The organism is Paenalkalicoccus suaedae (assembly GCF_006965545.2).
GTDB classification, from domain to species: domain Bacteria; phylum Bacillota; class Bacilli; order Bacillales; family Salisediminibacteriaceae; genus Paenalkalicoccus; species Paenalkalicoccus suaedae.
The window spans coordinates 2,915,283-2,938,425 of the sequence record NZ_CP041372.2 but is presented as its reverse complement, the minus strand read 5'-3'; the positions used below and the strand labels follow the sequence as shown (position 1 = coordinate 2,938,425).

26 protein-coding genes and 1 pseudogene are annotated in these 23,143 nt (G+C 43.7%); 22 read left to right on the top strand and 5 right to left on the bottom strand.

The genetic code is table 11. From position 1 onward, the window contains the following. The first annotated feature begins 486 nt into the window (after positions 1–486). From FLK61_RS15670 to FLK61_RS15650, 5 genes are all read left to right on the top strand, one after another. Complete coding sequence (locus FLK61_RS15670; RefSeq protein WP_176010303.1) at positions 487–807, top strand: hypothetical protein; 321 nt, start codon at positions 487–489, stop codon at positions 805–807. Between the two features lie 302 nt (positions 808–1,109). Next, positions 1,110–1,802: a hypothetical protein gene (locus tag FLK61_RS15665; protein WP_176010302.1), complete on the top strand. Its 693-nt coding sequence runs from the start codon at positions 1,110–1,112 to the stop codon at positions 1,800–1,802. Between the two features lie 187 nt (positions 1,803–1,989). Further along, positions 1,990–2,229: a hypothetical protein gene (locus tag FLK61_RS15660; protein ID WP_176010301.1), complete on the top strand. Its 240-nt coding sequence runs from the start codon at positions 1,990–1,992 to the stop codon at positions 2,227–2,229. A gap of 116 nt (positions 2,230–2,345) precedes the next feature. Then, entirely contained in the window at positions 2,346–2,708 is a 363-nt protein-coding gene (locus tag FLK61_RS15655; protein ID WP_176010300.1) for a DUF7674 family protein, read from the top strand. A gap of 69 nt (positions 2,709–2,777) precedes the next feature. Further along, positions 2,778–3,320 (top strand): hypothetical protein, encoded by a 543-nt coding sequence (locus FLK61_RS15650; RefSeq protein ID WP_176010299.1) that lies wholly within the window; start codon positions 2,778–2,780, stop codon positions 3,318–3,320. Between the two features lie 484 nt (positions 3,321–3,804). On the opposite strand, the gene desA is transcribed toward FLK61_RS15650, so the two are convergent. Then, complete coding sequence (gene desA, locus FLK61_RS15645) at positions 3,805–4,830, bottom strand: Delta(5) desaturase DesA (RefSeq protein ID WP_176010298.1); 1,026 nt, start codon at positions 4,828–4,830, stop codon at positions 3,805–3,807. 210 nt (positions 4,831–5,040) lie between these two features. Here desA and FLK61_RS15640 point away from each other — a divergent pair, with 210 nt between their 5' ends. Both FLK61_RS15640 and FLK61_RS15635 read left to right on the top strand, forming a co-directional pair. Then, positions 5,041–5,403, top strand: a complete 363-nt coding sequence (locus FLK61_RS15640; RefSeq protein ID WP_176010297.1) for a DUF8042 domain-containing protein — start codon at positions 5,041–5,043, stop codon at positions 5,401–5,403. A 506-nt stretch (positions 5,404–5,909) separates the two neighbouring features. Next, positions 5,910–6,281, top strand: coding sequence for a hypothetical protein (locus FLK61_RS15635; protein WP_176010296.1), 372 nt, complete (start codon positions 5,910–5,912; stop codon positions 6,279–6,281). 41 nt (positions 6,282–6,322) lie between these two features. Here FLK61_RS15635 and FLK61_RS15630 read toward each other — a convergent pair whose 3' ends face one another. After that, complete coding sequence (locus FLK61_RS15630; RefSeq protein WP_176010295.1) at positions 6,323–6,883, bottom strand: YusW family protein; 561 nt, start codon at positions 6,881–6,883, stop codon at positions 6,323–6,325. A 114-nt stretch (positions 6,884–6,997) separates the two neighbouring features. On the opposite strand from FLK61_RS15630, the gene FLK61_RS15625 reads away from it, so the two are divergent. Continuing rightward, positions 6,998–7,228, top strand: coding sequence for a YjfB family protein (locus FLK61_RS15625; RefSeq protein WP_249777613.1), 231 nt, complete (start codon positions 6,998–7,000; stop codon positions 7,226–7,228). Positions 7,229–7,641: 413 nt separating this feature from the next. On the opposite strand, the gene FLK61_RS15620 is transcribed toward FLK61_RS15625, so the two are convergent. Then, positions 7,642–8,496 (bottom strand): sulfurtransferase, encoded by an 855-nt coding sequence (locus FLK61_RS15620; protein ID WP_176010294.1) that lies wholly within the window; start codon positions 8,494–8,496, stop codon positions 7,642–7,644. Between the two features lie 115 nt (positions 8,497–8,611). Between FLK61_RS15620 and FLK61_RS15615 the strand changes: the two genes are divergently transcribed. From FLK61_RS15615 to FLK61_RS15570, 10 genes and pseudogenes are all read left to right on the top strand, one after another. Beyond that, positions 8,612–8,836: a hypothetical protein gene (locus tag FLK61_RS15615; RefSeq protein WP_176010293.1), complete on the top strand. Its 225-nt coding sequence runs from the start codon at positions 8,612–8,614 to the stop codon at positions 8,834–8,836. 129 nt (positions 8,837–8,965) lie between these two features. Then, positions 8,966–10,501 carry a flagellar hook-associated protein 2 gene (locus tag FLK61_RS15610; protein WP_176010292.1) on the top strand — a complete coding sequence of 512 codons (1,536 nt, stop codon included), beginning with the start codon at positions 8,966–8,968 and terminating at the stop codon, positions 10,499–10,501. Between the two features lie 1,069 nt (positions 10,502–11,570). Then, positions 11,571–12,134 carry a TetR/AcrR family transcriptional regulator gene (locus FLK61_RS15605; RefSeq protein WP_176010291.1) on the top strand — a complete coding sequence of 188 codons (564 nt, stop codon included), beginning with the start codon at positions 11,571–11,573 and terminating at the stop codon, positions 12,132–12,134. A gap of 7 nt (positions 12,135–12,141) precedes the next feature. Next, complete coding sequence (locus FLK61_RS15600; RefSeq protein WP_176010290.1) at positions 12,142–13,044, top strand: cation diffusion facilitator family transporter; 903 nt, start codon at positions 12,142–12,144, stop codon at positions 13,042–13,044. A 119-nt stretch (positions 13,045–13,163) separates the two neighbouring features. Beyond that, positions 13,164–14,987: a flagellar hook-associated protein 2 gene (locus FLK61_RS15595; protein ID WP_176010289.1), complete on the top strand. Its 1,824-nt coding sequence runs from the start codon at positions 13,164–13,166 to the stop codon at positions 14,985–14,987. 48 nt (positions 14,988–15,035) lie between these two features. Beyond that, a complete protein-coding gene (gene fliT, locus FLK61_RS15590) occupies positions 15,036–15,389 on the top strand; it encodes a flagellar protein FliT (protein WP_176010288.1) in 354 nt (117 codons plus the stop codon). Between the two features lie 67 nt (positions 15,390–15,456). Then, the gene (locus tag FLK61_RS15585; protein ID WP_176010287.1) at positions 15,457–15,852 is read left to right on the top strand and encodes a flagellar protein FlaG; all 396 of its coding nucleotides are present in this window, start codon (positions 15,457–15,459) and stop codon (positions 15,850–15,852) included. A 672-nt stretch (positions 15,853–16,524) separates the two neighbouring features. Then, positions 16,525–16,914, top strand: a pseudogene (fliS, locus tag FLK61_RS20095) (flagellar export chaperone FliS); the annotation flags it as partial. Between the two features lie 1,180 nt (positions 16,915–18,094). Beyond that, the gene (locus FLK61_RS15575; protein ID WP_176010286.1) at positions 18,095–18,496 is read left to right on the top strand and encodes a DUF8042 domain-containing protein; all 402 of its coding nucleotides are present in this window, start codon (positions 18,095–18,097) and stop codon (positions 18,494–18,496) included. Beyond that, positions 18,471–19,427: an alpha/beta fold hydrolase gene (locus FLK61_RS15570; RefSeq protein WP_176010285.1), complete on the top strand. Its 957-nt coding sequence runs from the start codon at positions 18,471–18,473 to the stop codon at positions 19,425–19,427. Before FLK61_RS15575 ends, FLK61_RS15570 begins: the two co-directional genes overlap by 26 nt. A gap of 292 nt (positions 19,428–19,719) precedes the next feature. Here FLK61_RS15570 and FLK61_RS15565 read toward each other — a convergent pair whose 3' ends face one another. After that, entirely contained in the window at positions 19,720–20,001 is a 282-nt protein-coding gene (locus FLK61_RS15565; protein ID WP_176010284.1) for a hypothetical protein, read from the bottom strand. 308 nt (positions 20,002–20,309) lie between these two features. On the opposite strand from FLK61_RS15565, the gene FLK61_RS15560 reads away from it, so the two are divergent. Genes FLK61_RS15560 through FLK61_RS15550 form a run of 3 tightly spaced genes read left to right on the top strand, consistent with a single transcriptional unit; the run spans position 20,310 to position 21,552 of the window. Then, a complete protein-coding gene (locus FLK61_RS15560) occupies positions 20,310–20,711 on the top strand; it encodes a hypothetical protein (RefSeq protein WP_176010283.1) in 402 nt (133 codons plus the stop codon). Between the two features lie 37 nt (positions 20,712–20,748). Further along, positions 20,749–21,219 carry a hypothetical protein gene (locus tag FLK61_RS15555; protein WP_176010282.1) on the top strand — a complete coding sequence of 157 codons (471 nt, stop codon included), beginning with the start codon at positions 20,749–20,751 and terminating at the stop codon, positions 21,217–21,219. 18 nt (positions 21,220–21,237) lie between these two features. Then, the gene (locus FLK61_RS15550) at positions 21,238–21,552 is read left to right on the top strand and encodes a hypothetical protein (RefSeq protein WP_176010281.1); all 315 of its coding nucleotides are present in this window, start codon (positions 21,238–21,240) and stop codon (positions 21,550–21,552) included. Between the two features lie 69 nt (positions 21,553–21,621). On the opposite strand, the gene FLK61_RS15545 is transcribed toward FLK61_RS15550, so the two are convergent. After that, on the bottom strand, positions 21,622–22,311 hold the full coding sequence (locus FLK61_RS15545) for a CPBP family intramembrane glutamic endopeptidase (protein ID WP_176010280.1): 690 nt from the start codon (positions 22,309–22,311) through the stop codon (positions 21,622–21,624). A 405-nt stretch (positions 22,312–22,716) separates the two neighbouring features. Here FLK61_RS15545 and FLK61_RS15540 point away from each other — a divergent pair, with 405 nt between their 5' ends. Further along, on the top strand, positions 22,717–23,121 hold the full coding sequence (locus FLK61_RS15540) for a hypothetical protein (RefSeq protein ID WP_176010279.1): 405 nt from the start codon (positions 22,717–22,719) through the stop codon (positions 23,119–23,121). Positions 23,122–23,143 lie beyond the last annotated feature (22 nt).

Genomic DNA, 23,143 nt, shown 5'->3' with positions numbered 1-23,143 from the left:
AATAATAACTTCGATCTCATAAGCTACATCCATATTTAGAGTGAAATACCTGGCCTTCGCTTTCTCCCTGTCTAATAAATTATCTTAAATCTTAATCGCAACTTTTCCCCTTCATATAACGTTTACTACTATGAAGACACCTTTTCCCTCGTTGCTGTTCGATAATTTGCTCGTGCCTGTCACTTGTCCATTAACATAAATTACAGGAGGGTTTACCTGCACCATTAATTCTTGAAGAGTGACTTTCGGAACTCGGCACTTTGAGTTCCATAAACATAACGCTTACAAGTACTAATCTTACATAAGCTACTAGAAGTTTATTTGGTTGTTAATAATAGGGGGTGGAACATACAAGTGTATGAATAACGAGTTTACGATTTGTGAGGTAAGTTGATCTCTGGATGTGAACAATAAAAAAAAGTTTTATGATAAAGTGGCATGATGAAATTGATATATTTGTCGAATTACTAAATAGGAGGGATCAACTTGGCAGTGACATTTTATATAGCTAACTCGATTGCAGAAGCATTAACATCAGATAGCTATTTAGACTTAGGAGATAATGTCCACCTTTATTTATACAATAATCGAGGATTTGTTACATCGCGTGCAGAGCTGTTAATAGGGTTAGATCCATACGGCTACAAAATATTTTCATCAGATGAGATAAGTGACCTGATCTTACTATGCAAGTTATGTCGCGATCAGTTAGAAAATAAGGAGGTTCGCCTATTTTTAGAAGACTTAATTGGATTTTCTAAAAAGGCAGTAGACGAAAATAAACTCCTTGTTGCAATTGGTGATTAGATTAAGTAGCTTGTGAGATACAAGTTTTTTAGCACGAGAAGGGAGGTTGGCATGCTAGAACTTTCTTTAGTAGGAAAACCTCAAGAGGAGATAATTACGTTTAATCAGTACATTCCACGCTCATTCTATAGCACTCACATTAAGTCATCAGAATAAAAGCATTGATGATACATTATTTAAGCAGCTTACTAATGAAAAAGGCACACCAATCAACATGGGATGAGAGTAATGTTAGAGATGAGATAAGCACGTATTCAATCACTAACTAATTTAAAATACGGTACAAATAAGGGGCTTTGACTATGAGAATCAGGCACAGAATTGTATATGACAAGACAGATATAAACCCAACGTTTATTCGTTTTTTAAAAGATCATAACGCAAACATTCAAGAGGATGAAATAGATCTGGTGGTTGCCTATATAGTCGAAAAGGAAGAAGAAGAGTGGAGAAAGGAATTTGAAAGGCTACTAGATAGAGAAGATCTCTCATCTATAGCTGAAAGTATCTATTCAAAGAGTGAGATGAAAAACGCTACTTGGTATACAATTAGACCTACATACAGATGGGAATATCCCCAACCAGAAGATGAGTATGTCGAGACTACTTTTGACACTACTCATTATTGCGAAGGATGCGGCTGTGGGCTTCGACAAAAACAAGAATTTAAGGTGAAAAAGAACCCAAAATGGGGAAAAAGAAACTTTTTAATGCTTCATTGGATTGAAGATGAGCTCTTTGTGACTAATCATGTTGTTCATGCACTCAAAGAAAATGGGCTTAAAGGTTATGAAATTCATGATGTACTAAAGTCAAAAGGGAATGAACCACTCAACGAGATTAAACAGATACATGTACAACGTACTTTAGAACCAGCACTCATAGACCTAGAACAATCAGTAAATGAAGTGATGACCTGTCGTAAATGCGGGAGCATCAAATATATTTATACAGCTAGAGGATTCACTTTTAAAAAAATGCATTTGATAACATAAATGTGGATATTATTAAAAGCTCTGAAAAGTTTGGAGCAGGTCTAAATTGTACTAGTTTACTATTAATCTCAAAAAATTTATATAACATGCTTGTGTCACATTCATTAGATAAAAATGTTGAGTTCGAACCGATATTCTTTGAGTAAGTTAGGAAGAAATCCATAAAAGATAGTTAGGAGAGATCGACTTGCTTTTCTATGAATTTAAAGTCGCATGGTGTAAATTGTGCAATCAAGGCTGGATAGAGATAGTGAAGGAGAAAGGAAGTGAAAAGTTGCTCCTTCAATGCTCTGAATGTGTGTCGCAATGGGATAGTGTGGATTACATATCTAATCATATATTTAAGGAAGATGAGGTTGAGGTTATAGAGCCTACTCGAAAAGAAATCGAAAAATATGGATGGTATTCATATGTATTAAATGAATGATGAAACGGTAGAAGCTTAGTCATAAAATACTAACGTCTCAAGAATGCTGTTAAACTATTTAGCTTGTAATAATTTAAGCATAAGTAAGACTACCGAAAGGCTAAGGTGGAAAATAAGTGAACGAGATAACATTTACCGAATATTTTTTGAAAGAGTTCCCAGAGTTTGAAGCGGCATATCATGAGCATTTAGAAGACTATGGTGAACTGTTAGCTCATGTATTTTATGGCGATGATGTTTGTTTAATTCTAGTTAAACTATTAAAGCAAAACAATGATAAACAAAAATTAAAAAGACTATTCCAGCTATTAGAAGTAATGGCTGTTGAAGGTAATGAAGAAGTACAGAATGTTCTGCAAGTATCTATATTAGAAGTTTTGGGTGATGATAAAGAAGTATTGCAGAGGGCGAATTTTTATATGGGAGAACATACGAGGATTGCTTCAAAGGAGATTGAACGATTTTGGGGAAGAGATTAATCTCTATTTTTAATTAAATGGTGAAGCCTCAGCTACTATCGTTTAAGGGAGAAGGAGGGCTACTGAAGTATGCCGATACATTTCAATTGGCGCATCACAAAATATGATCCAGGTTATCGAAGTTATAATGGGAACTATTTACGTGAAGAGTGGACGTCCATTAGTGATATATGTCATGTTTTTGAAGGCAGTCTAACTCCAATCACGATCCACGATTATCTTCAAGTTGAGAATAGCTACGTTGATGCGGTCGTTCGTGTGATGGACTGCCTTAAAATCGAAACTCTCGAAGTCAGAGGGCTAGAAAAATGGGAAGAGGCCTTAGAGATTAGTCAGTTTAATGAGATATACAGTCAAAAAATGAGAGAGCTCTACAGTCACACCTCAGAAGGAATTAGCTTAAATAAGGTGGAGATTTCTCTTTTATGCAGGCTAATCCTTAGAGAACATATATGGTGTAGATTACACGCAAATGATAGCATGTTTGTACATTTCGGTCACGATTACTACATGTTTATTGGTAGTGAAAAAAAGTGTGCAGACACGTTACAAAAGATTAGAGAATCAGGGCTTTTCGTAGAGGATTTCCATTCGCCGATAAATGTAGATTAGGTGCCTTTTATTTTTTGTATCATTTATTGAACATTTTTCAATATAATGATCAGAATTGGAGGTAATGAACCCTGTGCAAGATTTATGAACGGTATGAGAAATTAGTGAACCGTATTCTGGCTAATTGAACCGTATATAAAATTTATGAACTGTGAGCAACATTCACCTTATAGTTGTTAGTGAAATGACCTATATATTACTGTTTCTTCTTATAAAAGCTAGGCAACGACCTTACGCCTAGTAGTTATTAAATAGAGGGTGGTTAACGTATTTTAAACCCACCTCCGGTCCTCCGGAGCGGCGGTAGCGTACTACCAGTGTGGCACTGTCGCGCGGCGAAAATCCTTCCGCACGGCCTGAGGCCGGGCGGAATAGTTGAGCAAGCAAACACAGGTAGAAGCGAACGCCGCGCAGGAGGACCGGAGGTCCCGCCCTTGACCTACATAATAAAAAACAGCCCACCAAACGGCGGACTGTCACATGATTATGCAGAAACCTTATGCGTAGGCTTCCCGCCACGACGAGTCGCAGCCTCCTTGAAGCTCACAAACGTTTTGTTCGCTTCATCATACAATCTAAAACGAATCGCCTCAACGCTTGTTTTAAGCGTTACTTTCGTTACCTTCTGTAACGGCTCCGTCTCATTGTGCGTACGCTCTAGATTATAGTTTGGCACCTTTGGACTTAAATGATGCACATGATGGTAACCAATGTTACCAGTAAGCCACTGAATGATTTTCGGAAGCTCGTAGTACGAACTGCCGTCTACTGCTGCTTTAACGAAGTCCCACTCATCTTCGTTCTCGAAGTAGGAGTCTTCAAACTGATGCTGTACGTAGAATAACCAGATGCCCATTGCTCCTGATACGAACAGGATTGGAAGCTGGACTAACACGAACGCCTGCCAGCCGATGACAGCAATGAGAAGTGCGTAAATAACGGCGATTGTCCCTGTTATGAAATGCGTATTCCATCGCTCTTGTTTCTTCGCGCCGCGACGGTTGAAGCGGTTGTCGATTAAAAACAGATGAAACGGGCCTAGGCCGAACATGACGAGTGGATTGCGATACAGGCGGTACTGCATGCGCAGTAGCTTGCTTGCGTTGTTGTACTCGTCGACGGTCATGATCCAGATGTCGCCGATGCCGCGTTTGTCTAAGTTGCCGCTTGAGGCGTGGTGGATCGTATGAGCTCGCTTCCACTTCTCAAACGCAAAGTGGGTGATGACGCCTGTGATGGTGCCGAGTATTTTATTCGCGCGTTTATTTTTGAAAAAGGAGCCGTGCGTGCAGTCATGAAAGATGATGAAGGTTCGCACGACGAAGAACGCTGCGAGTATAGTTATTGGTAGTGTGAGCCAGAACGAGACGGCTAGCGCCTGGTAGGCTAGGTACCATAGTAAGAAAAATGGTAATATTGTATTGACGATTTGCCAGATGCTTTTTTTGGTGTCTGACGAAGTAAATGGCTGAACACTTTTACGGAGTTGCATTTGTTGTTGTTTACTCAACTTTATCGCCCCTATCTTCGTGTACTTGCTTGATGTCTCTAGTGTATGAAAAATTAGTACCTGGTAGTAGGCATAGATGTCAGGAAATTAATATGACAGGTGTCATATTGACAAGAAGACGGGGATTAGTGGAATGTCGAAGACGGGCTTCCATTAATTGCAGAGTATTTGGTATACTTAGGGGAGGAATGTAAAGGGGGAAGGGACAGCATGAAGAAGCAAAAGGCTGTTTTAGAAAAAGTCCACGCTCATGGAAATGAGATGGTGAAGAAATTAGAGGAGGCGCAGCGCCTTCTGCACGATAATAAAATTGAGGCAGCGATGGATTCGCTGGAGTCTGCTATGACGAATTTCCAAACGGTTAACACGTCGCTTACGCCGCTTGCGAAGAAGCTTTCGGTTAAGCCACTTGCTGATAAAGGCATGGGTGTGCAGGATGGGTTAAGCCATCTTGTGATTGCGTGTGATAAAGGGGAGTATGGCAAGGCGAAGGAGATTTCGCAGTTTACGTTGATGCCGCGGGCGAAGAAGTGGCGCGATGAGTTGAACGTGCTGTTGGCGCCTCACATTTAAAGTTAGATGATGGAGAACCTTCGGTCCTCCTACGCTCTCGGCTGGCGCTTTCCTGAGGGGCTTGCTCAACTATTTCGATCGGCCAAACCAATGGCCGATCGAAAGGATTTTCGGAAACGCGAGAGACTCCTCTAGGAGACCACTCCCGCCGCTTCGGGAAACCGAAGGGGAACAGTTTTATTAGATGTGATGCTTTTATTTATGGATCACTAGGCGTTGGTGCGTTGCCTAGCTTTAGGTTAAGTGAGGTTGAGGTACATAAAAGTTGCACACGGTACATTTAATTGCTGTACGGTACATAAACGTGGTGCAATGTCTATGAATGTAAATATATTTACGTGATTTCTCATTTAAATGAAGGAAGTCTTCCGTTTTGGGAGGCTTTTTTCTATATATGGGGATGATTTATAGTTCTATCTGAGATGGTTTGACTAGTTGACACTTTATTAGCATGAAATAGTAATTCATAAAGTTTAACTTATTATTTAATGAAGGAGGGATGGCATATGCAGCACTTTCCTGATGAGTGGGAGTTATTTTCATTTTTTAGCTGTGAGCCTGAACTTGCGGACTCTAAAGAGGAAGTTCCGTTTTTTTATAACACGGCAACATATCAATTTTCTACTAAAGAAGAGGTAGTTGTTGTATCGCTTTGTCCTGCTAGTGGAGATGTGAGTATGTCAGTTAAGAGGGGAGAAACAGGAAATCTGATGATGGAGTTGGAGCTTGAGCGTGTAATAAAGATGAAGATTCTTCGCGATAAGAAGGAGCGCGCCGAGATGTTGCTGACAGTGGATAACGGTGACTTTAAGCAGTTATTTTATGTAGAAATGAAGCCGTACTTTTCGCTAAGAATAAAAGAAGAACGAACTGAATAAAAACCACTAGACTCCACGTGGAATCTAGTGGTTTTGTATGATTAGCGGTCGATGCTTAGGCGTTCGCCATCTTCGAATTCGATTTCGAGATCAAACTCTGTGATGTCAGCTTCGTTAAGCTCGAGGTAGTCGACGATTTGCATCATCGCATCGTCAGGGTCTGTTGATGGAACGATTTGGAGTGCGTTTAGCATAGACTCGATTTCTTCTTGAGCTGCTGCTCCGCTTGATCCTGTTTCACTTCCACTTCCGTCTTCCATTTCGATTTCCGCTTCAATGTTGCCATTTTCATCATCATAATCATATTGATAGTCAGATCCATCGCTTAGTTCGATGTCGAGGTCAAAGTCACGTACACCGTATGCGAATGTAGAAGACTCGTCTCCTGCGGCAGCGTCGTCCGACATGTTATTGTCGGCAGTATCATCCGTCATACCGTTATCTGCGCCGTCGTTTGTCATTGTATTGTCTGTGCCTGCATCGTTTGTAACAGTGTTATTCGTTGTATCGTTACCTGACTGGATTGGAGTTGTTGTATCATCGTTTGATCCACACGCCGCAAGCATGAGCGTTAGACCTGATAGCATAAGTACTTTTTTCATGGAAAATACCTTCTTTCTGTCTGATTAAATAGTGTACAGTAAAGTATTCCACATTTTCTCAAGTGAAAACGTACCAATAGACCTATTGTTAATAGTGGGAAAGAGTCCGATGTAATGGTAGAAAGATGGAAGGGAGGTGGAGAGTTGGATATCGCGAGACTCGCTATGGGAATGAGCCAGCAAAACGTGCAACAGCAGGCATCGATCGCCGTGATGAAGCAGTCGCTTGATATGGCAACACTTCAAGCCGACGGGCTAACAAAACTGCTTGCATCCGCGGATGCGCAAGCCCTACAGCACGCCGCACAACCACATTTAGGAGGACATATTGACGTGTCCTTATAGAAAAAAGAAGCCGAAGATGAGTAGAAATTCATCGAGGCTTCTTTTTTGTTGGATGAGGAAATTAGTTGAATAGTAGGTACGGTTATCCGTATGGAACGTTCGATTATGACAATGCGAGAAAGAATTATGACAAACTGCAGGTCAATTATAACAATATGCAAAAACCGTTACTCAAACGGTTTTTACGGCTGGCAATTCATCAATATAGCTCTCATATATGTTTACTTTAAACGAAGGCGATCCGAAGCGTCGATTGCGTAACTACCAGTGGTAGCTCTTACGCGCAACGAAAATCCTTTCGAGCGGCCGTTGGCAAATCGAAATAGTTGAGTAAGCAACCACGGTAGTAGCAAACGACGCGCAGGGACGCCGAAGGCGCCAGCACTATAAAAGAACGTAACAAAATAAACAGTCTACCTCTCCAGCGGCAGCGACTCGTCGCTCGCCCACTCCATTAAAGAGCCGTCGTACACCGCGACATCGTGGCGACCAAGCTCAAACAAGGCCATCGCGTTCCACGTGGCCGCAATCCCGCCGCCGCAGTAGGCGATAATCTTCTCCTTATCAAGCACATCACCAAACAGCTCCGTGAGCCGCTCCTGAGAAGGAAGCCCCTGCGAATCCGCATCGCTCACATCGCCAAAAAAGATGTTCACGCTAGACGGAATGTGACCCGGACGCGGATAGTTGTTCGACTCCCCGCGGAAATCCGCGCCAGACAAACAATTCAACAGCGCCACCTCGCGATTCGACATTGCTTCAAACACATCTTCTTTCGTTGCAAGCAGCTCCGGCCGGTATTTCCCCTCAAAATTTCCTGGGCTAACCTCGTAAGAGTCCGAAGTAGTCGGACGTCCCTCCGAATGCCACTTGTCAAAGCCTCCGGCTAAAACAAAGACATCGTCATGACCCGAGAGGCGAAACTGCCACCACAAACGGGAGGCCCAATCAGAAGCCATAAACGGTGCGCCCACGACTGCGCCTCTGTCGTAAATAACAACAGTAGAACTGTCATCGACCCCCAAACGGCGCACAGCCGTGACGAATTGATTATGTGGAGCAGCAGTCAAAGTACCACTTTGGTCAGAAAAATCTTCTAATAAATTGGCAAACTGTGCCTGTGGCAAGTGAACAGATCGGTATGCGTCGTAGCCACTTTCTATGGAGAGTCCTTCTGTGGTTTCTCGCATAAAAACGGTGGCATCAAGCAGGACGATACGATCAAGATTCTCCTGTAGCCAGGCGGTTGTGACGGTTGTTTTGGACATAGGTAATCACTCCTTTTGTCTATCGTAACAAATTTACTAATATTTGAACATTTTGATAGATCGTGTCAACTAGTTCTGATATACTATAAATATCTAGAGGTAAAGGAGTAAAGTCATGGATGAAAGACGACAATTCTTACTTCAACAGTTAGAATGGGTAAAAAAGCAGCAGGAGCTTTTTGGTGAAGTGGAACAAAAACTAGTCGAATTACGAGTGTTAGCAAATGAGATAGGTAATGCGACCTGTGATGAGCAGATTGCGGAGCTACGAATGGAGATGGAGGAGCGCAAAGAGGAGCTTGCTTCTTTATATGAAGCGATGGATTCGCCGACTTACTAATTTGGTATTTGCTCTAAACATCTCTAAAAATTAGTCGATAATAGCAATAGTGAAGATGTATAAAACCGAGGAGACGTAGCGCTCTTCGATTTTTTTTAGAGTAACCAAACTATAGATAAGGGTGATTCGATGGATCGTTTAACTGGGTTCGCCTCTGGTTTAGACATTAACCAGATGGTGCGTGACCTCATGAATGCGGAGAGGCAGCCTCTTATTAAAATCCAACAGGCTAAATTTGAGACGGAGTTTAAGGTTGCAGAGTACCGCTCCGTAAACCGTCAGTTCCAGCAGTTCCGCGAAAGTACATTTGACGGAATCATGCGTGGAGCCAACATGCTCGCGAAGTCCGTTACAAGCACAAATGAATCGGCGATTACAGCAACAGCAGGATCAGCGGCTCCAGCTGGATCGTACACAATTTCTGATGTGACACTCGCAGAAGCGGCAACGTCGTTTAGTAACGGCGAGCTTGGCGATGAAGTCAACGCAGCGGGTGCTATATCCGAATGGGCAACTAGTGGAGTCGGCGCAGACGGCTCGATCGAGTTCTCCATGACAACCTTCAATGCTAACGGCGAAGCGGTGACAGAGGACTTCTCTTTTTCAGAAAATGACTCGTTAAACACGGTCTTAACAGCTATTAACAACTCAGATTTAGGCGTACAAGCTTTCTTTGATCCTTTCTCCAATAGGGTTTCCATGCAACGAACGGAGACAGGGGAGTTCAATCCTAATGGTAATGGTGAGATTATATTCGGCTCACTTGACGATGATGGGATTCCAGTCGAAAGTGACTTCTTAACAGAAGCGCTAAACCTTGATTCTGCACAAGACCAAGGAGCGCGCAACGCAACGTTTACGATCAATGGACTAGCGACGGAGCGCACGAGCAACACGTTTTCTGTCAATGGGATGCAGGTAACGCTCAATGAGAATATTGAGGGACCGGTGCGTCTATCTGTGGATAATAACGTGGATCGTGCATTTGACACGATCATGGCGTTTGTCGATGAGTACAACGAGATGATCGGTGGACTTAATGACAAGGTGTCCGAGGAGTACTTCCGCGACTTCCCGCCATTAACAGATGAGCAACGCTCGGAGCTATCTGAGTCTGAGATTGAGAAGTGGGAAGAAAAGTCGAATAGTGGTTTGTTACGTAATGACAGCATCATTAATGGAGCATTAAATAACATGCGTCAGGACGTTTACACGCCAGTTGCTGGTGATGGTACATTCACACAAATCACGCAAATCGGTATCACAACAACAAGTAACTTCCAAGATCGTGGTCGGTTAGAAGTAAACGAAGACGAGCTCCGCGCTGCGCTTGCAGAAGATCCAGAAGCAGTATTTGCTCTCTTTGCAGGAGACGGCGCCACGCCAGCTGAACAGGGCATTGCACGTCGCCTGCGTAACACGCTTCAAGGAAGCATCACGGACATCGGTAATCGTGCGGGTCGCTCGGATTCTGCGACACCGCAGACGTACACGCTAGGTCGTGAGCTGTTACAAACAGACGACCGCATCTCGAACTTTGAGCGTCGCTTACAACAAATTGAAAACCGCTACTGGGCACAGTTCACGGCAATGGAACGTGCCATCTCACAATCGAACGCCCAAGCTGAATCCCTGTTTGCATCTCTCATGGGACCCCAGCAGTAGTAATATTGACCTCCTTGTGCCTTTGTGGTGCGGGGAGGTTTTTTTGAAGATAAAGAGCCAACTAGTTTTACACAGCTCTCCGAGCTGTCAGCCCTACGGACACTCTACGACATCCATAGGACCGGTCTTTGAGCTTCCTCGTCGGCAGGAGTCGACTGCCGTCTCCTCCTAATCGCCTCCTGTGGGATCTCAAAAACCTCTTTCCCCTATGGATTGTCTCCGAATGTCCTCCGGGTCTGCCAGCTCTATGAGCAGGTGAAAAAGGAGCGTGTTTATCTATTCGAATAGTGCTTTTAACTTCTTCGAATTGTCTACCCCTCATATACAGTCCAATAGCTGTGGACCCATCAATTGCCTAACTGCCACTTATAAAGACCCCGCATGTGGCGACAGCACGGGGCAACGTTGATTTTATGTTTAATTTGTTTAGCTAATCACGATGTCAGGGGTAAAGTAAGAGAAGTGAAGCAAACGGAATCCGTTGTGAAGAGAACCAGTGGCAAAGTGAAGAGAAAGTAGCTAGTAATGACGAGCAACATCAAAGAAGTGACGAGAACAATAAGAACTCAACCAACCATTTACAGTTTTTACTCTAATCCATATTTAACCTTAAAAGAAGCTCAAGAGGAGGCAGACTCGGAGAATGCCCGGAGACAATTAGTAGGAATAGGCTCTGGATGAGATCACGCAGGAGGCGTTTAGGGTAAGGCGAGAGCCGCACCCTGCAGGGCGAGTAAGCTCAGACAGAGACCCTACTAATGTCGAAGGGTGTTCGCAGAGCTGACTCCTCTTACCTTCATTCTCCACACATGCTTGACTGATTTAAGCTAGTTGGCACTTAAGCAATCAAAGCTCGCTAGAGCTGCACTAATCTCATAACTAGTTGGAACTTAATCATCTAGCTCGAAGAGCTGCACGTAAAACTAACCCAGTTGACACACCCTAAACCTCCATGATACACTTAAAACAGAAAATGACTGACAGTCAGTCAAGGCGACTTCACTTAAACAGTCAGTCAAAAGAGAGAACTTATAAGAACCAAAAACAGTTCACACGGAGGTCACCACACATGCCACACCCACAAAAATACGAGCAGCTCCTACAAGCTGCCATGGAACTCATTAAAGAGAACGGCTTCGAGAAAACGTCCGTTTCTCAAATAGTAAAACGAGCTGGCGTCGCTCAGGGGACGTATTACCTTTACTTTTCCTCAAAAAGTGAAATGGTGCCAGCTATCGCAACGATGATCCTTGAGGAGCAGCTACAAAGACTGCAGGATCATTACACCAAAAAAGAGCCATCTAAGGAGGCGTTAGCCGAAGCGCTCGTCGATTCGACGTTTGAGATTACCGACGAATTTAAGGAGTTCATCTCCTTCTGCTATTCCGGAATGGCGCTATATTATTCCTTTGAACGCTGGGACGACGTGTATCGTCCGTATTATGCATGGCTCGAGCAAACGATGGAAGAGCTCGGCTTCGGAGAAAGCATGTCCGTCGCATCCATCGCCAACCTATCCGTTGGACTCGTCGAGCATGGGGCAGAGGCGTATTATCTATCAAACACTCAGCCGCACCCGCCCGAACAAGCACGACAAGAGCTACTACTCTTTTTAAAGCAAGCATGGAGGTAACATAAAAATGGAACGCAACATGTTAATATTATCGGTCGTCGCTGCAGTTGTCTTTTCGGTGTCTGGAATCATCTTCGGACTCCTGTTTCAATCGCAAATTATTCTATTCGACGGCCTCTACTCACTCGTGAGCGTCGCACTCTCATTCGCGTCACTCGCAGCAGCATCGTTTATCGCAAAAGCCGACTGGGATCGCTTCCCGTATGGCAAAGATATGATCCAGCCGCTCGTCATCTTAATTAAATACACCGTCATCCTACTACTCGTCGTAGGATCACTCATCGCCGCCATCGTCGCCGTCGCAACAGGTGGCCGCGACATCGCACTCGGACCAACCGTGATCTATTCCACCATCGGCATGCTCGCGTGTCTTGGATTCTTCCTATATATTAAGCGCAAGTCAGCCAAAACAAGCTCGGCATTCGTACGCGCCGAAGCCAACCAATGGCTACTCGACACCATGGTCTCCGTCGGCGTATTCGTCGGATTCATCATCGCCATCATCCTAGCCCAAATCCCAGCAACCGCCGCCGTCGTCCCATACGTCGACCCAATCATGGTCATCATCGTCTCGATCTACTTCCTCAAATTCCCACTCGTCGAGATGAGAATCGCGCTGCGCGAAGTGCTTGATATGACCCCTGCGGGAGAAACAACGCAGAAGCTCTCCCAGCTCGTCAAAAAACTAGAACATGATCACAAGATCAACGAATCCTTCGTACGGGTATCCAAGGTCGGTAAAACGCTTTGGGTAGAAATCGACTTCGTCGTCTCTACCGAGTCAGACGTTCAAACAGTTATGGAACAAGACCGCATAAGAGAAGAACTATCCACGTATTTAGATCGCATCACCGAACAAAAATGGTTAACGGTCTCCTTTACAGGCGATCGCAAATGGGCAGTAGAATAAGGTCTCTAGACCTATTTTACTACCCACCTCTTTAATTATTTTTCTCCCTAGCCGATAAAGTAAGTAGATAAGTACGAGACAATTAAATAGACAATCGAATAGGGAAAGGTGTGACGCGTATGCGACTTACGGGATTTGCAAGTGGGTTGGATATTAATCAAATGGTAAAAGATTTGATGCGCGCCGAGCGAATGCCTGTAGGTAGGCTTGAGCAAAGCAAGCAAACGGTCCAGTGGAAGATGGATCAATATAGAGAAGTGAATACGAAGCTGGAGGCTTTTCGAACGTCGATCTTTGACGGCGTTATGCGAGCTTCTAATATGCTTGCAAATAAAGCAACAACTTCAAACAGTGGCTTTGTTAGTGCAACGGCTGCGGCTAACTCGCAGGCAACGACGCTTCGCATTAGCTCCGTTGATCGCCTCGCAACAGCGGCGACTAACGTGAGCACGGCTGCTATCTCAGGCAGCCAAAAGCTCAACCAGACGCAAAGCATTGCGTCTCAAAACCTACCTGCTGACAGTGCGTTTAGCACGAGCAACGACGATGGTATTTGGAAAAAAGGACTTCGCAATAGAGAGACAATTACGGTGAGCCAATCACAATCGTCTCTAACAATTGCTCAGTCTATGGCTGATCCAACGGCGACTGTCGTAAAGGTGAATGGTAGTTCGTTTAAAGTAGTGACCGACAAGGAGCCGAATGATCTTTTAGCGACAGAAGTGTTACTGAAAGACGATGGGGAGCTTGTTTTTGGACGTAATTTAAACCGTGGCGATCGCGTGGAGGTTACCCAGTTTAAAGAAGATCCAGCTGGGACAGTGTTTTTCTCGGATGCGTCCATTACAACGTATGATAATAACGGTAATCCCAAAACAACGGACTTCGTCTTTACGTCCGACCAGTCATTAAATGCGATGATGAGCGAGATTAACGCTTCAGGAGCAGGCGTGAGTGCGTTTTACGATAGCTTTCAGGACAAGGTATCCTTCGTTCGCAAAGACACGGGGGTACGCAATACTGGCGGCAACGAAATGCAGTTTAGCGGCGATTTCTTTACGGCTGGCTTAAACATGTCCGATGCGGCAGAAACAGCGGCGCAAAACGCTCGCTTTACGGTGAATGGATTAACAACGGAGCGCCAAACAAATTCCTTTGACTTAAACGGTCTATCGCTTACGTTGCACCAAACGTTTACAGAAAGCCAAAGTGCGGTTACTATTGGGACAGAGCGTGATACAGGCAAGATTTTTGATACTATTAAAAAGTTTGTAGATGACTACAACGAGCTAATAGACATGGCAAACGGTCGTCTTCGTCAAGAGGTATTTCGTGATTATCCTCCGTTAACCGAGGAGCAGCGCGAGCAGCTTTCGGAGTCGGAGATCGAAAAGTGGGAAGAGAAAGCACAAAGTGGTCTGCTTCGTAACGATGCATTACTAAGTAACGGTGTCAATCGCTTCCGTAGTCAACTTTATGCCCCAGTTAATTCTAGTGCGTCAACCGATTTTCGTCAGCTAACGTCTATAGGTATTACGACAACTCGTAACTTCCAGGACGGCGGAAAGCTTGAGATTAATGAGGATAAGCTACGAGCGGCGATCGAAGCCGATGCAGAGGGAGTCTTCCAGCTGTTTGCGGCCGATGGTCCGACTCAGGCAGATAAAGGGATCGCGCGTCGCGTCCGTGAGAGCGCCAATACGATGATCGATCAGATCTCGCAGCGCGCAGGCGGTATGCGTGGACGTACGGTGAATCAGCAGTTTACGCTCGGACGTGAGCTAAATAGCATTGAGCAACAAATGTCTAACTTTGAGCGCCGCTTAAAGCAGGTCGAGGAGCGCTACTGGAAGCAGTTTACGGCGATGGAGAAAGCAATCTCTCGCTCGAACTCTCAGTCTGAAGCATTATTCGCGCAAATGTTTGGTGGTAATATGAGATAATTGTTCGTTTTAACGAATGACATTGATGATAAGGAAGGAGGGACTTTTATGACAAAATACACAGCTATTTACAAGGGCACGCAGGAGCTTCATGCACACCTCAGTAAGCCAATGCCAACCGATGATACGCGTGATACGTATATCGAAACAGTGACGGACATGCTTGCAGCTCGTGAAGAACTATTAGTTGGTGTAGAGCCTCCTTCGAATGATGACGAAGAAGTCGTCGCGAAAGAAATCGTCGAAATGAACAAGGTGATTCAAATGAAGCTTAAGATCTTCCAAGGAATTATTCAGCAGGATATTAACAAGCTGAAGCACCGCAAAAAGTCCGGTCAAAAATACGAAAACCCTTATGATGGTCCTACGACTGACGGCATTTTCTTCGATTCAAAAAAATAATTTGAATTGTTCTTTAAAACAGTTCTCTTCGTGCCGATATATAGAAAAAGACGAAGGAGCTGGTCACATGGAAGTGAACGCAGTAGGTTCTCCGTCTATTCACGAGATTTCGACAAAGCAGCCGCAACAAGCCGAGCGAAGCGTCTCTCAAAATAGACAGAGCAATGAGTCACACGGAAGTATTGATACATCATCACGTAAGGCAGAATTTGATTCACGCGAACTAAGTAAGGAATGGAGCCAGGATGATTTAGACCGCGGCCTCGAAGCAATGAACGACCTAGCACTATTCAAGGATCGCGCGCTACAATTCGAGCAGCACGAGCGCCTGAACCGCACCATGGTAAAGGTGATCGATAAGCAAACCGAAGAAGTCATCAAGGAAATCCCACCCGAAAAGTTTTTAGATATGATCTCGTCCATGCTGGAATTCGCCGGCATTTTAATTGACGAGCGCCGATAACATTGATGTTAATGATAAAAGCCCTCGCGAGGGCTTTTTTTGTTTACTGTTTTTTGGGGGACGGTGCGATTAATCGAAAAATTGTTGTAATAAACCGGAAAGGAGCCTCGATTAACCGTTCAGGCAGGTTAATAAACCGGAACAGGGCCTCGATTAACCGTTCAAGCAGGTTAATAAACCGAAACCGAGCCGCAATAAACCGTTTATAGGGAGCAGTTATGACAATATGTAAAAAGCTACGCAAGAGTAGGCTTTGCGGCTGGCCCTTTATTAACTTAGGTCTTCGATTACTGGCAGTTGGTTAAATGGATCTTAACACTGCAGACATATAGAGTTATCCACTATAAGTGAGCGTCGATTAACCGTTCGCGCGGCTCAATAAACCGAAAACGAGCGCCAATTAACCAGAAACCAACACCAATTAACCAACCCCCCACACCACTTATCCACCGCACTTATCCAGCTACCAACACAATCCGCATCCTATCGCACCCCAAACCCAACGTGAACCAACTGCCAGCTACAAGTTATCCACATCGACAAAAGTCGTACTATTTTTTCTCACAAATGTGTCGTCTAGCCTAAACTCTTTAGTAGATTGGTCGATATAAAGTACATGATAAGGGAAATTAGCATGAACGACACGCATGTGCGTTAGAAGGGGAGTTTGAGATGGCAGTGAATAATCCGTACGCAACATATAAGCAAACATCAATGGAGACAAAGTCAGCGGGGGAGCTAACGCTGATGCTGTATGAGGGATGTCTGAAGTTTATTAAGCGCGCTGAGAAGGCGATTGAGGCAAAGAACATGGAGGAGAAGAACCTCCAGCTCATGAAGGCTCAGGCGATCATTCGCGAGCTCACCGTCACACTCAACACAGAGATCGAGGTCAGCCGCAACATGCTCCAGCTGTATGAGTACATCCTATCCCAGCTCGTCGAGGCCAACACAAAGAACGACCTCGAAGCACTCAAAAATGCCGAGTCATTTGTTGCTGATTTTACAGAAACCTGGAAAGAAGTCATAAAGCTAGATCGTGTGCAACGCCACGGATCCGGGCAAGACAAACAGCCAGTTGGATCAAAGCCGCAAGCGGCAACAACAGGAAGTGCTCCAAGTGCAGCGGCTCCGAGCGCTAGCGCGCCTCAGCCGGAGCCGGCAAAAGCGGCAGAGCAGCAGGCAGCACCAGTAAAACCAGCAGTAAATCCATACGCAAAACAAAATATCAATAACCCATACGCGAAAGCAAAGCAGGCAGCGGCAGTAGCGGCAAGCTTTCGTGGGTAACAGTTGAGGCGTCCCATTTTGGGGCGTTTTTTCTTTATGGACCTCCGGTCCTCCTACGCTCTCGGCTGGCGCTTTCCTGAGGGGCTTGCTCAACTATTTCATCCGTCCTGGGGCCGGCTGAAAGGATTTTCGCTGCGCGGAAGTGCCCCTCTAGGAGACGCCAACCTTCGCTTCGGAGGACCGGAGGTAACAATTTTCTATAAAAATGCTCTTCTTTATTTATTGATTTACTAGGCGTAAGTACGTATCTCGCTTTAAGAGAGGTATTATTTAAAGCATCTTGCTCACGGTACATTTATCTCAAATACGGTACATAAAATTTCTACACGGTACATAAATCTCGTATAGCGTACATTTAATAGAGAACGCTCCCCTCAAAGTACATAAACTATGAGTACGGTACATTTATTTTTTATACGGTACATAAATCTTGTGTACGGTACAGTCTACTCAAAATACGGTAGATAAAACCTGAATTGCTAAAGACCCACTTATCTAAGTTCCAATAAAACATACTTAAGTAAGCTCTTCTTACAAAAGAAAAGCTCTATTTCATGAACTTTTTAAATCAAACGCAGAGCTGGCAGACCCGGAGGACATTCGAAGACAATCCATAGGGGGAAGAGGTTTTTGAGATCCCACAGGAGGCGTTTAGAGGGAGACGGCAGTCGAGCTCTGCCGACGAGGAAGCTCAAAGACCGGCCCTATGGATGTCGTAGAGTGTTCGTAGGGCTGACAGCTCGAAGAGCAGATTTAAACTATTTGGCACTTAGGCAATTTAAGCTCGAAGAGCTGAGGTACTTGAACTAAAATAGTTAGCCCTTAAGCAATTAAGCTCGAAGAGCTGAGGCACTTGCTCTTAAAACTAGTTGGCACTTTATCAACTCATGATCTAACACAAAGTATGAAATTCCTTCACTTTCCTGCTAAGCTAGAGGAAAGGAGGCGGCCTATGTCGAAACAGTTAACAATCAAACAAAAGCAATTCCTACAGTCTTACCTAGGCTTACTAAAAGAAGTAGAGGAAGCACTCCGCTATGCATCAGAGTGCTACATAAAGGACGATGACGACATTGCGGATCGTCTCATTAAAAGTGTGATGACTGGACTGTTAACGTATGGTCCTGAGAATATGACGATGCATTCGCTAATAACTCACGATCAACAAGCACAGGAAGAGCTTGAGACCTTTTATACGTATACCGTGACAGCAGCGAAGCTCGACGACGAGTTTTCTCAAACAGCAGAAAAGATGTCGTTTTTACACGAACGACTGTTGCCACAGCTCGAGCGCTGGCGACTGGCGATGACGAAGGGATGGGACTTGGATGCCACTGACGGATTTACCAATTGAGGCTTTGTATGAGTATGCGGGGCGCAATCCGCGGCCGGAGGATTTTGATGCGTACTGGGAGGCAGCGTTAAAGGAGCTCTCAGAGGTGGACGCGCAGATCGAAATACGAGAGGCGGCGTTCCAGACGCCTTTTGCGGACTGTTTTGATCTGTATTTTACGGGTGTGAAGGGCGCGCGGGTGCATGCGAAATATGTGCGTCCTAAAAATGTGCAGCCTGGAACGGCGATTGTGGAGTTCCATGGGTATGGCACGAATTCTGGTGACTGGCAGACAAAGCTAGGCTTTGCGGCGGCTGGTTTCTCGGTGTTTTCGCTCGACGTTCGCGGGCAGGGTGGTTTGTCGGAGGATGTTGGAGGAGTGATCGGCAACACGCAGCAGGGGCACATTACCCGCGGGCTTGCAGGCGAGCCGAAGGATTTGTTTTACCGGAGCGTGTTTTTGGATTGCGCGCAGCTAGCTGGAATCGCACTTGATCAGGAGCATGTGACCGACGTCTACGCGACTGGCTGGTCGCAGGGCGGCGCGCTCGCGCTAGTTTGTGCAGCGCTCGAGCCTCGTGTGTCGCGTGTGGCAACGGTTTATCCGTTTTTGAGCGACTACAAGCGTGTGTGGGAGATGGATCTTGCGGTCGATGCCTACGAGGATATTCGTCGCTATTTCCGCCGCTTCGATCCGACGCACAAGCATGTCGATGAGACCTTCCGTCGTCTCGGCTACATCGATATTCAGCATCTCGCGCCGCGCGTGAAGGCGGACGTGCTCATGGGCACTGGCCTCGCAGACGCGATTTGCCCGCCGTCGACACAGTTTGCGGCGTACAATAAGCTCACTGGTCCAAAGTGCGTCGAGATTTATCCAGACTTCGGCCACGAGGATCTCTCAGGCTTCAGAGATACGATCTTTCAGTTCTTTTTACAGAAAAACGGGTAGGGACTCTGGAATCTAGCTCTTCGAGCTTCAATCGATGAAGTGCAAACCAGTTTTTAAGCTCTTCGAGCTTTAAATGCTTAAGTGCTAACTAGTTACTTACAGTTTAATTTGTATTAAGAGTAAGAGCAGTCAGCTCTCCGGACACTCTCCGACATCCATAGGGTCTGTGCCTGAGCCTCCTCGGTTCGGCAAAGATCGCCTTCCCTGCGGGGTCTCATTCACAGCCTATTCCTATGGATTGTCTCCGAATGTCCTACGAGTCTGCCTGCTCTTAAATTGTATCTACTATGTACTATTTATTTCTGTGCATATGTACATAAAGCACGATAAACGATGTGGAGTACCAAACGATGGGTATGTCTTCGAAGGATAGTGTTAGTGGAGATTGGATGAGCGTGTTTGTGAAGAGTAATAACGTAAATAAGAATAGGAATTGGATGATAATGAATCCGTAAGGAACGAATGTCGTAGTAGCATAAATGATTCCGAGGAAAATTAAAAACCAGATACCGCCTACAACGAGGACTTCTAATAAAATGCTCAACGCCATTCCATCCGACATGTGATCAAACAACTAAGCGCCTCCTCATTCTTTCTTGATAGTTGAAAAGCTAGTTTAATAGTATCAAAGAAGAGCGGGTTGTTAAAGTTTATAAACGTAAGGTTGTCTCTGTTATATTGCCCATTATGATAATAAATGCCACGACGAAACCGTATCATTGCTTTTGAAATTAAAGCGAGAATACGGTTTTTTTCTTTATGAATTAGGAGAAGGATTTATAAGGCATTTAAAACGAAGTTTACCATTTATGTAACGTTCCTTTTTTAGAAATCGACTAACACTTTAGAAGCGCGTTACTAGGTTTTCTGAGGAGGGGTAGGGTGAAAGCAATTGTTATTGTGCTGCTTATGTTGATAGTGGCAGGATGTTCGGAGCAGAACGAAAGTGATGAGATACATGCGGATGCATCCTCTGTTAATGGAGATGACGGTAATGCGCCAGAGCAGGTGGATGAAGAAGAGTTGAAAGTTGCGACGGTGCTTGAGGTCCATTCAGAGAAAATAATATCAGTTAGTCCTACTGAGTGGCTCCAGTACGAAGATAATCCAGAGTTAACTATTTATCTCGAGGAAGCTTACGAGCCAACCATCTATGACGAAAACAGAAACGAAATTAAGTTAACCGATATAGAAAAAGGGGATACCGTGGAATTCAGATTAACTCGTGGATATGAGGAGAGCTCACCGCCATCCGCTGACGCTGATTACATTAAAATTCGATAGAGCTTACTACTATATAGGCTGGAAAGGGAGCGATGTTATGAAAAAGCTATTAGTAGTTGCGTCCATGCTTGTTTTAGTAGGGTGTAGTGAAGACGCAGATCAAGCAAACAGCCAAGCCGAGTATCCTTATGACGTTGTTGTTACAGATACTCATGAAGAGTTTGAACTTGCGCTATTAGAAGACGAAAATACCTATTATAAGGCGATCCGCTATCTTGGAGAAGAAAGCGAAATCGACATTCAATCTTCCTCTCGACCATTCACCTCTGCGTTATACGTAGGCGACGACGTCTATACAGTAGACGTCGCAGATATAGCAACTACATTTACACTAGAAGGCAATAACCCTTATGTAGAGGAAGTGCTAGTGAACGAAAATATTCAAGAATATGAAAATGGAGTTTTAAGTGTAACAGCCACATTCTATTACAACGATGAGCATTATGAGTTACAAGTGGAGAGTGAATTGGAAACCGATCAAGCGTCAGTGAACGTAGAAAATTATTAACAGGCAAGGTTGTTGTCGATGGATAGTGATCATTTTAGTGTAAATGTAAATGAAGCCTATTCATCCTATGCACAACAGGAGAAGCTAGACTATAACAGCGATCAAAAGGTAATTGCGATTCCGCGCACAGATAACCTAAGTATTCTCACTGTAGACAATGAATCTATTACAGAAAAAGATTTAGAAGAAATGTTAACGGAGCATTTATATATAACTGTCTATATAGATTATGATGCAAGTGCCCATTATCATAATGAATTAGGAGAGCAAGAAGATCCTTCTTACCCAGTTATTGAGTCTAGTGTTTTGATAATAGGTGAACCAGTAATGTAATTAGGGACACATCACTTCATCATCTTTAACAGAAAATCATTTTATAACTATCTATAATAGCTGACTTATTTATACGAGAGCAGCGGAGCTCACTGCAAGGACATTAATAGTATTGATAAACATATGATGAAGGAGAGGTGCATAAATACTGTTATACTTTTGATATAAGTACCCTAGAGATAAGCCAGCCACAATCAGCCCAGGCATAATAAGCGTTATAGGATGGGCTAATACAAATAGAATTGAACTTATTAAAATTGCGATAGGCACACTAAATTTGTTACTCAAGGCCTCTAGTATCCCTCCCCGAAAAATAATTTCCTCGATAATTGGTGTAACAAAAGCGATAGCTATCAATGCTGCAAAGAAAGTAAAAATAGTGATGTTTAAAGAAGCGGTACCATTTTGCGGACTAGAAAGGTTTTGCATATCATTCCCAAAATAAATCATAAGAAAAAGGACTTGAGTAGCAACCATTAAAAACCATAGTAATGGTATTTGCCATGCTAACTTAATGAGTTGCTGCTTATTTAATCTTCTAAACCCCAATGCCTCCCAACTAAGTCCGTTTTTTCTTAGCATGTATTTATTAATTGATAAAATTACTGTGGATAATACGATTATGCTTATTATGCTTAGCGAAAACTCTAGGGCATGGGTCACGTCAGCAAGAATAATGATTGTTGGTATACTTAATAAGATAATCCACGTTAAACTAATAATCATCGTTTTTAATACATCTCTTACACTAAACCTCATAGTGAGAGCCTCCTATTGAACAAACCTAAAATGATTCTTTAATAAATTCCATAAATATATATTAATGTAACTATTATTCATTAGTATTATACGATTAGAAAATCAAACAAGTTTCAAACGAGTGGTCGATACTATCAATGAATGGAATGGTTATATTTACTAAGTAGAAAGAAAGATGTGAAGGCATTAATATTATTTAAACAGAAAACGGCTTACCTTGAGTCGTCGTTCATACATCTTCAATCAGCAATCAGCCCCATCATAAAGCCCTTTACATCATTTACTATGAATGTTACGGTCTATAACTATTAAGATCTTTATACTTACTGGAACAATAGCTAGTTATAGTTGAGTAGGCAAAATAAATCATAGAACGCCTCACTTTAACTCAAAGAAAGGATTTATATGTTCTCGAAAAAATCATGGTTGATACTGCTTGCTTTGTTAATAACAATTGTTTTAATTCTCTCATTCTCACTTTATCAATCTCAAAAAGAACTGGATCATCAATATAGCCGTGCACTTTACCAAACGGTGCTTGCAACAGATCAATTTGCAACGTATTTAGAAGACTCACCAGAGTCAAACAGCAATATAGAGATTTACTCTCTAACTGTTACCAACGCTACACGAAACGTATACGGCTTTAATAGTGACATGTCGGAGCGGAATCGCGAATACAGAGAGCTATTTTCTGATTACGAAACTGCCTTTATCGAATTTCAAGAAGATAACGTATCAGTAGAACAGTTAGCTTCTACCGTCAGAGAGCTACACACGAAATTAATGGAAGACTATGAATCACAGTAATTGTGTAAGGTACCTGCTTATT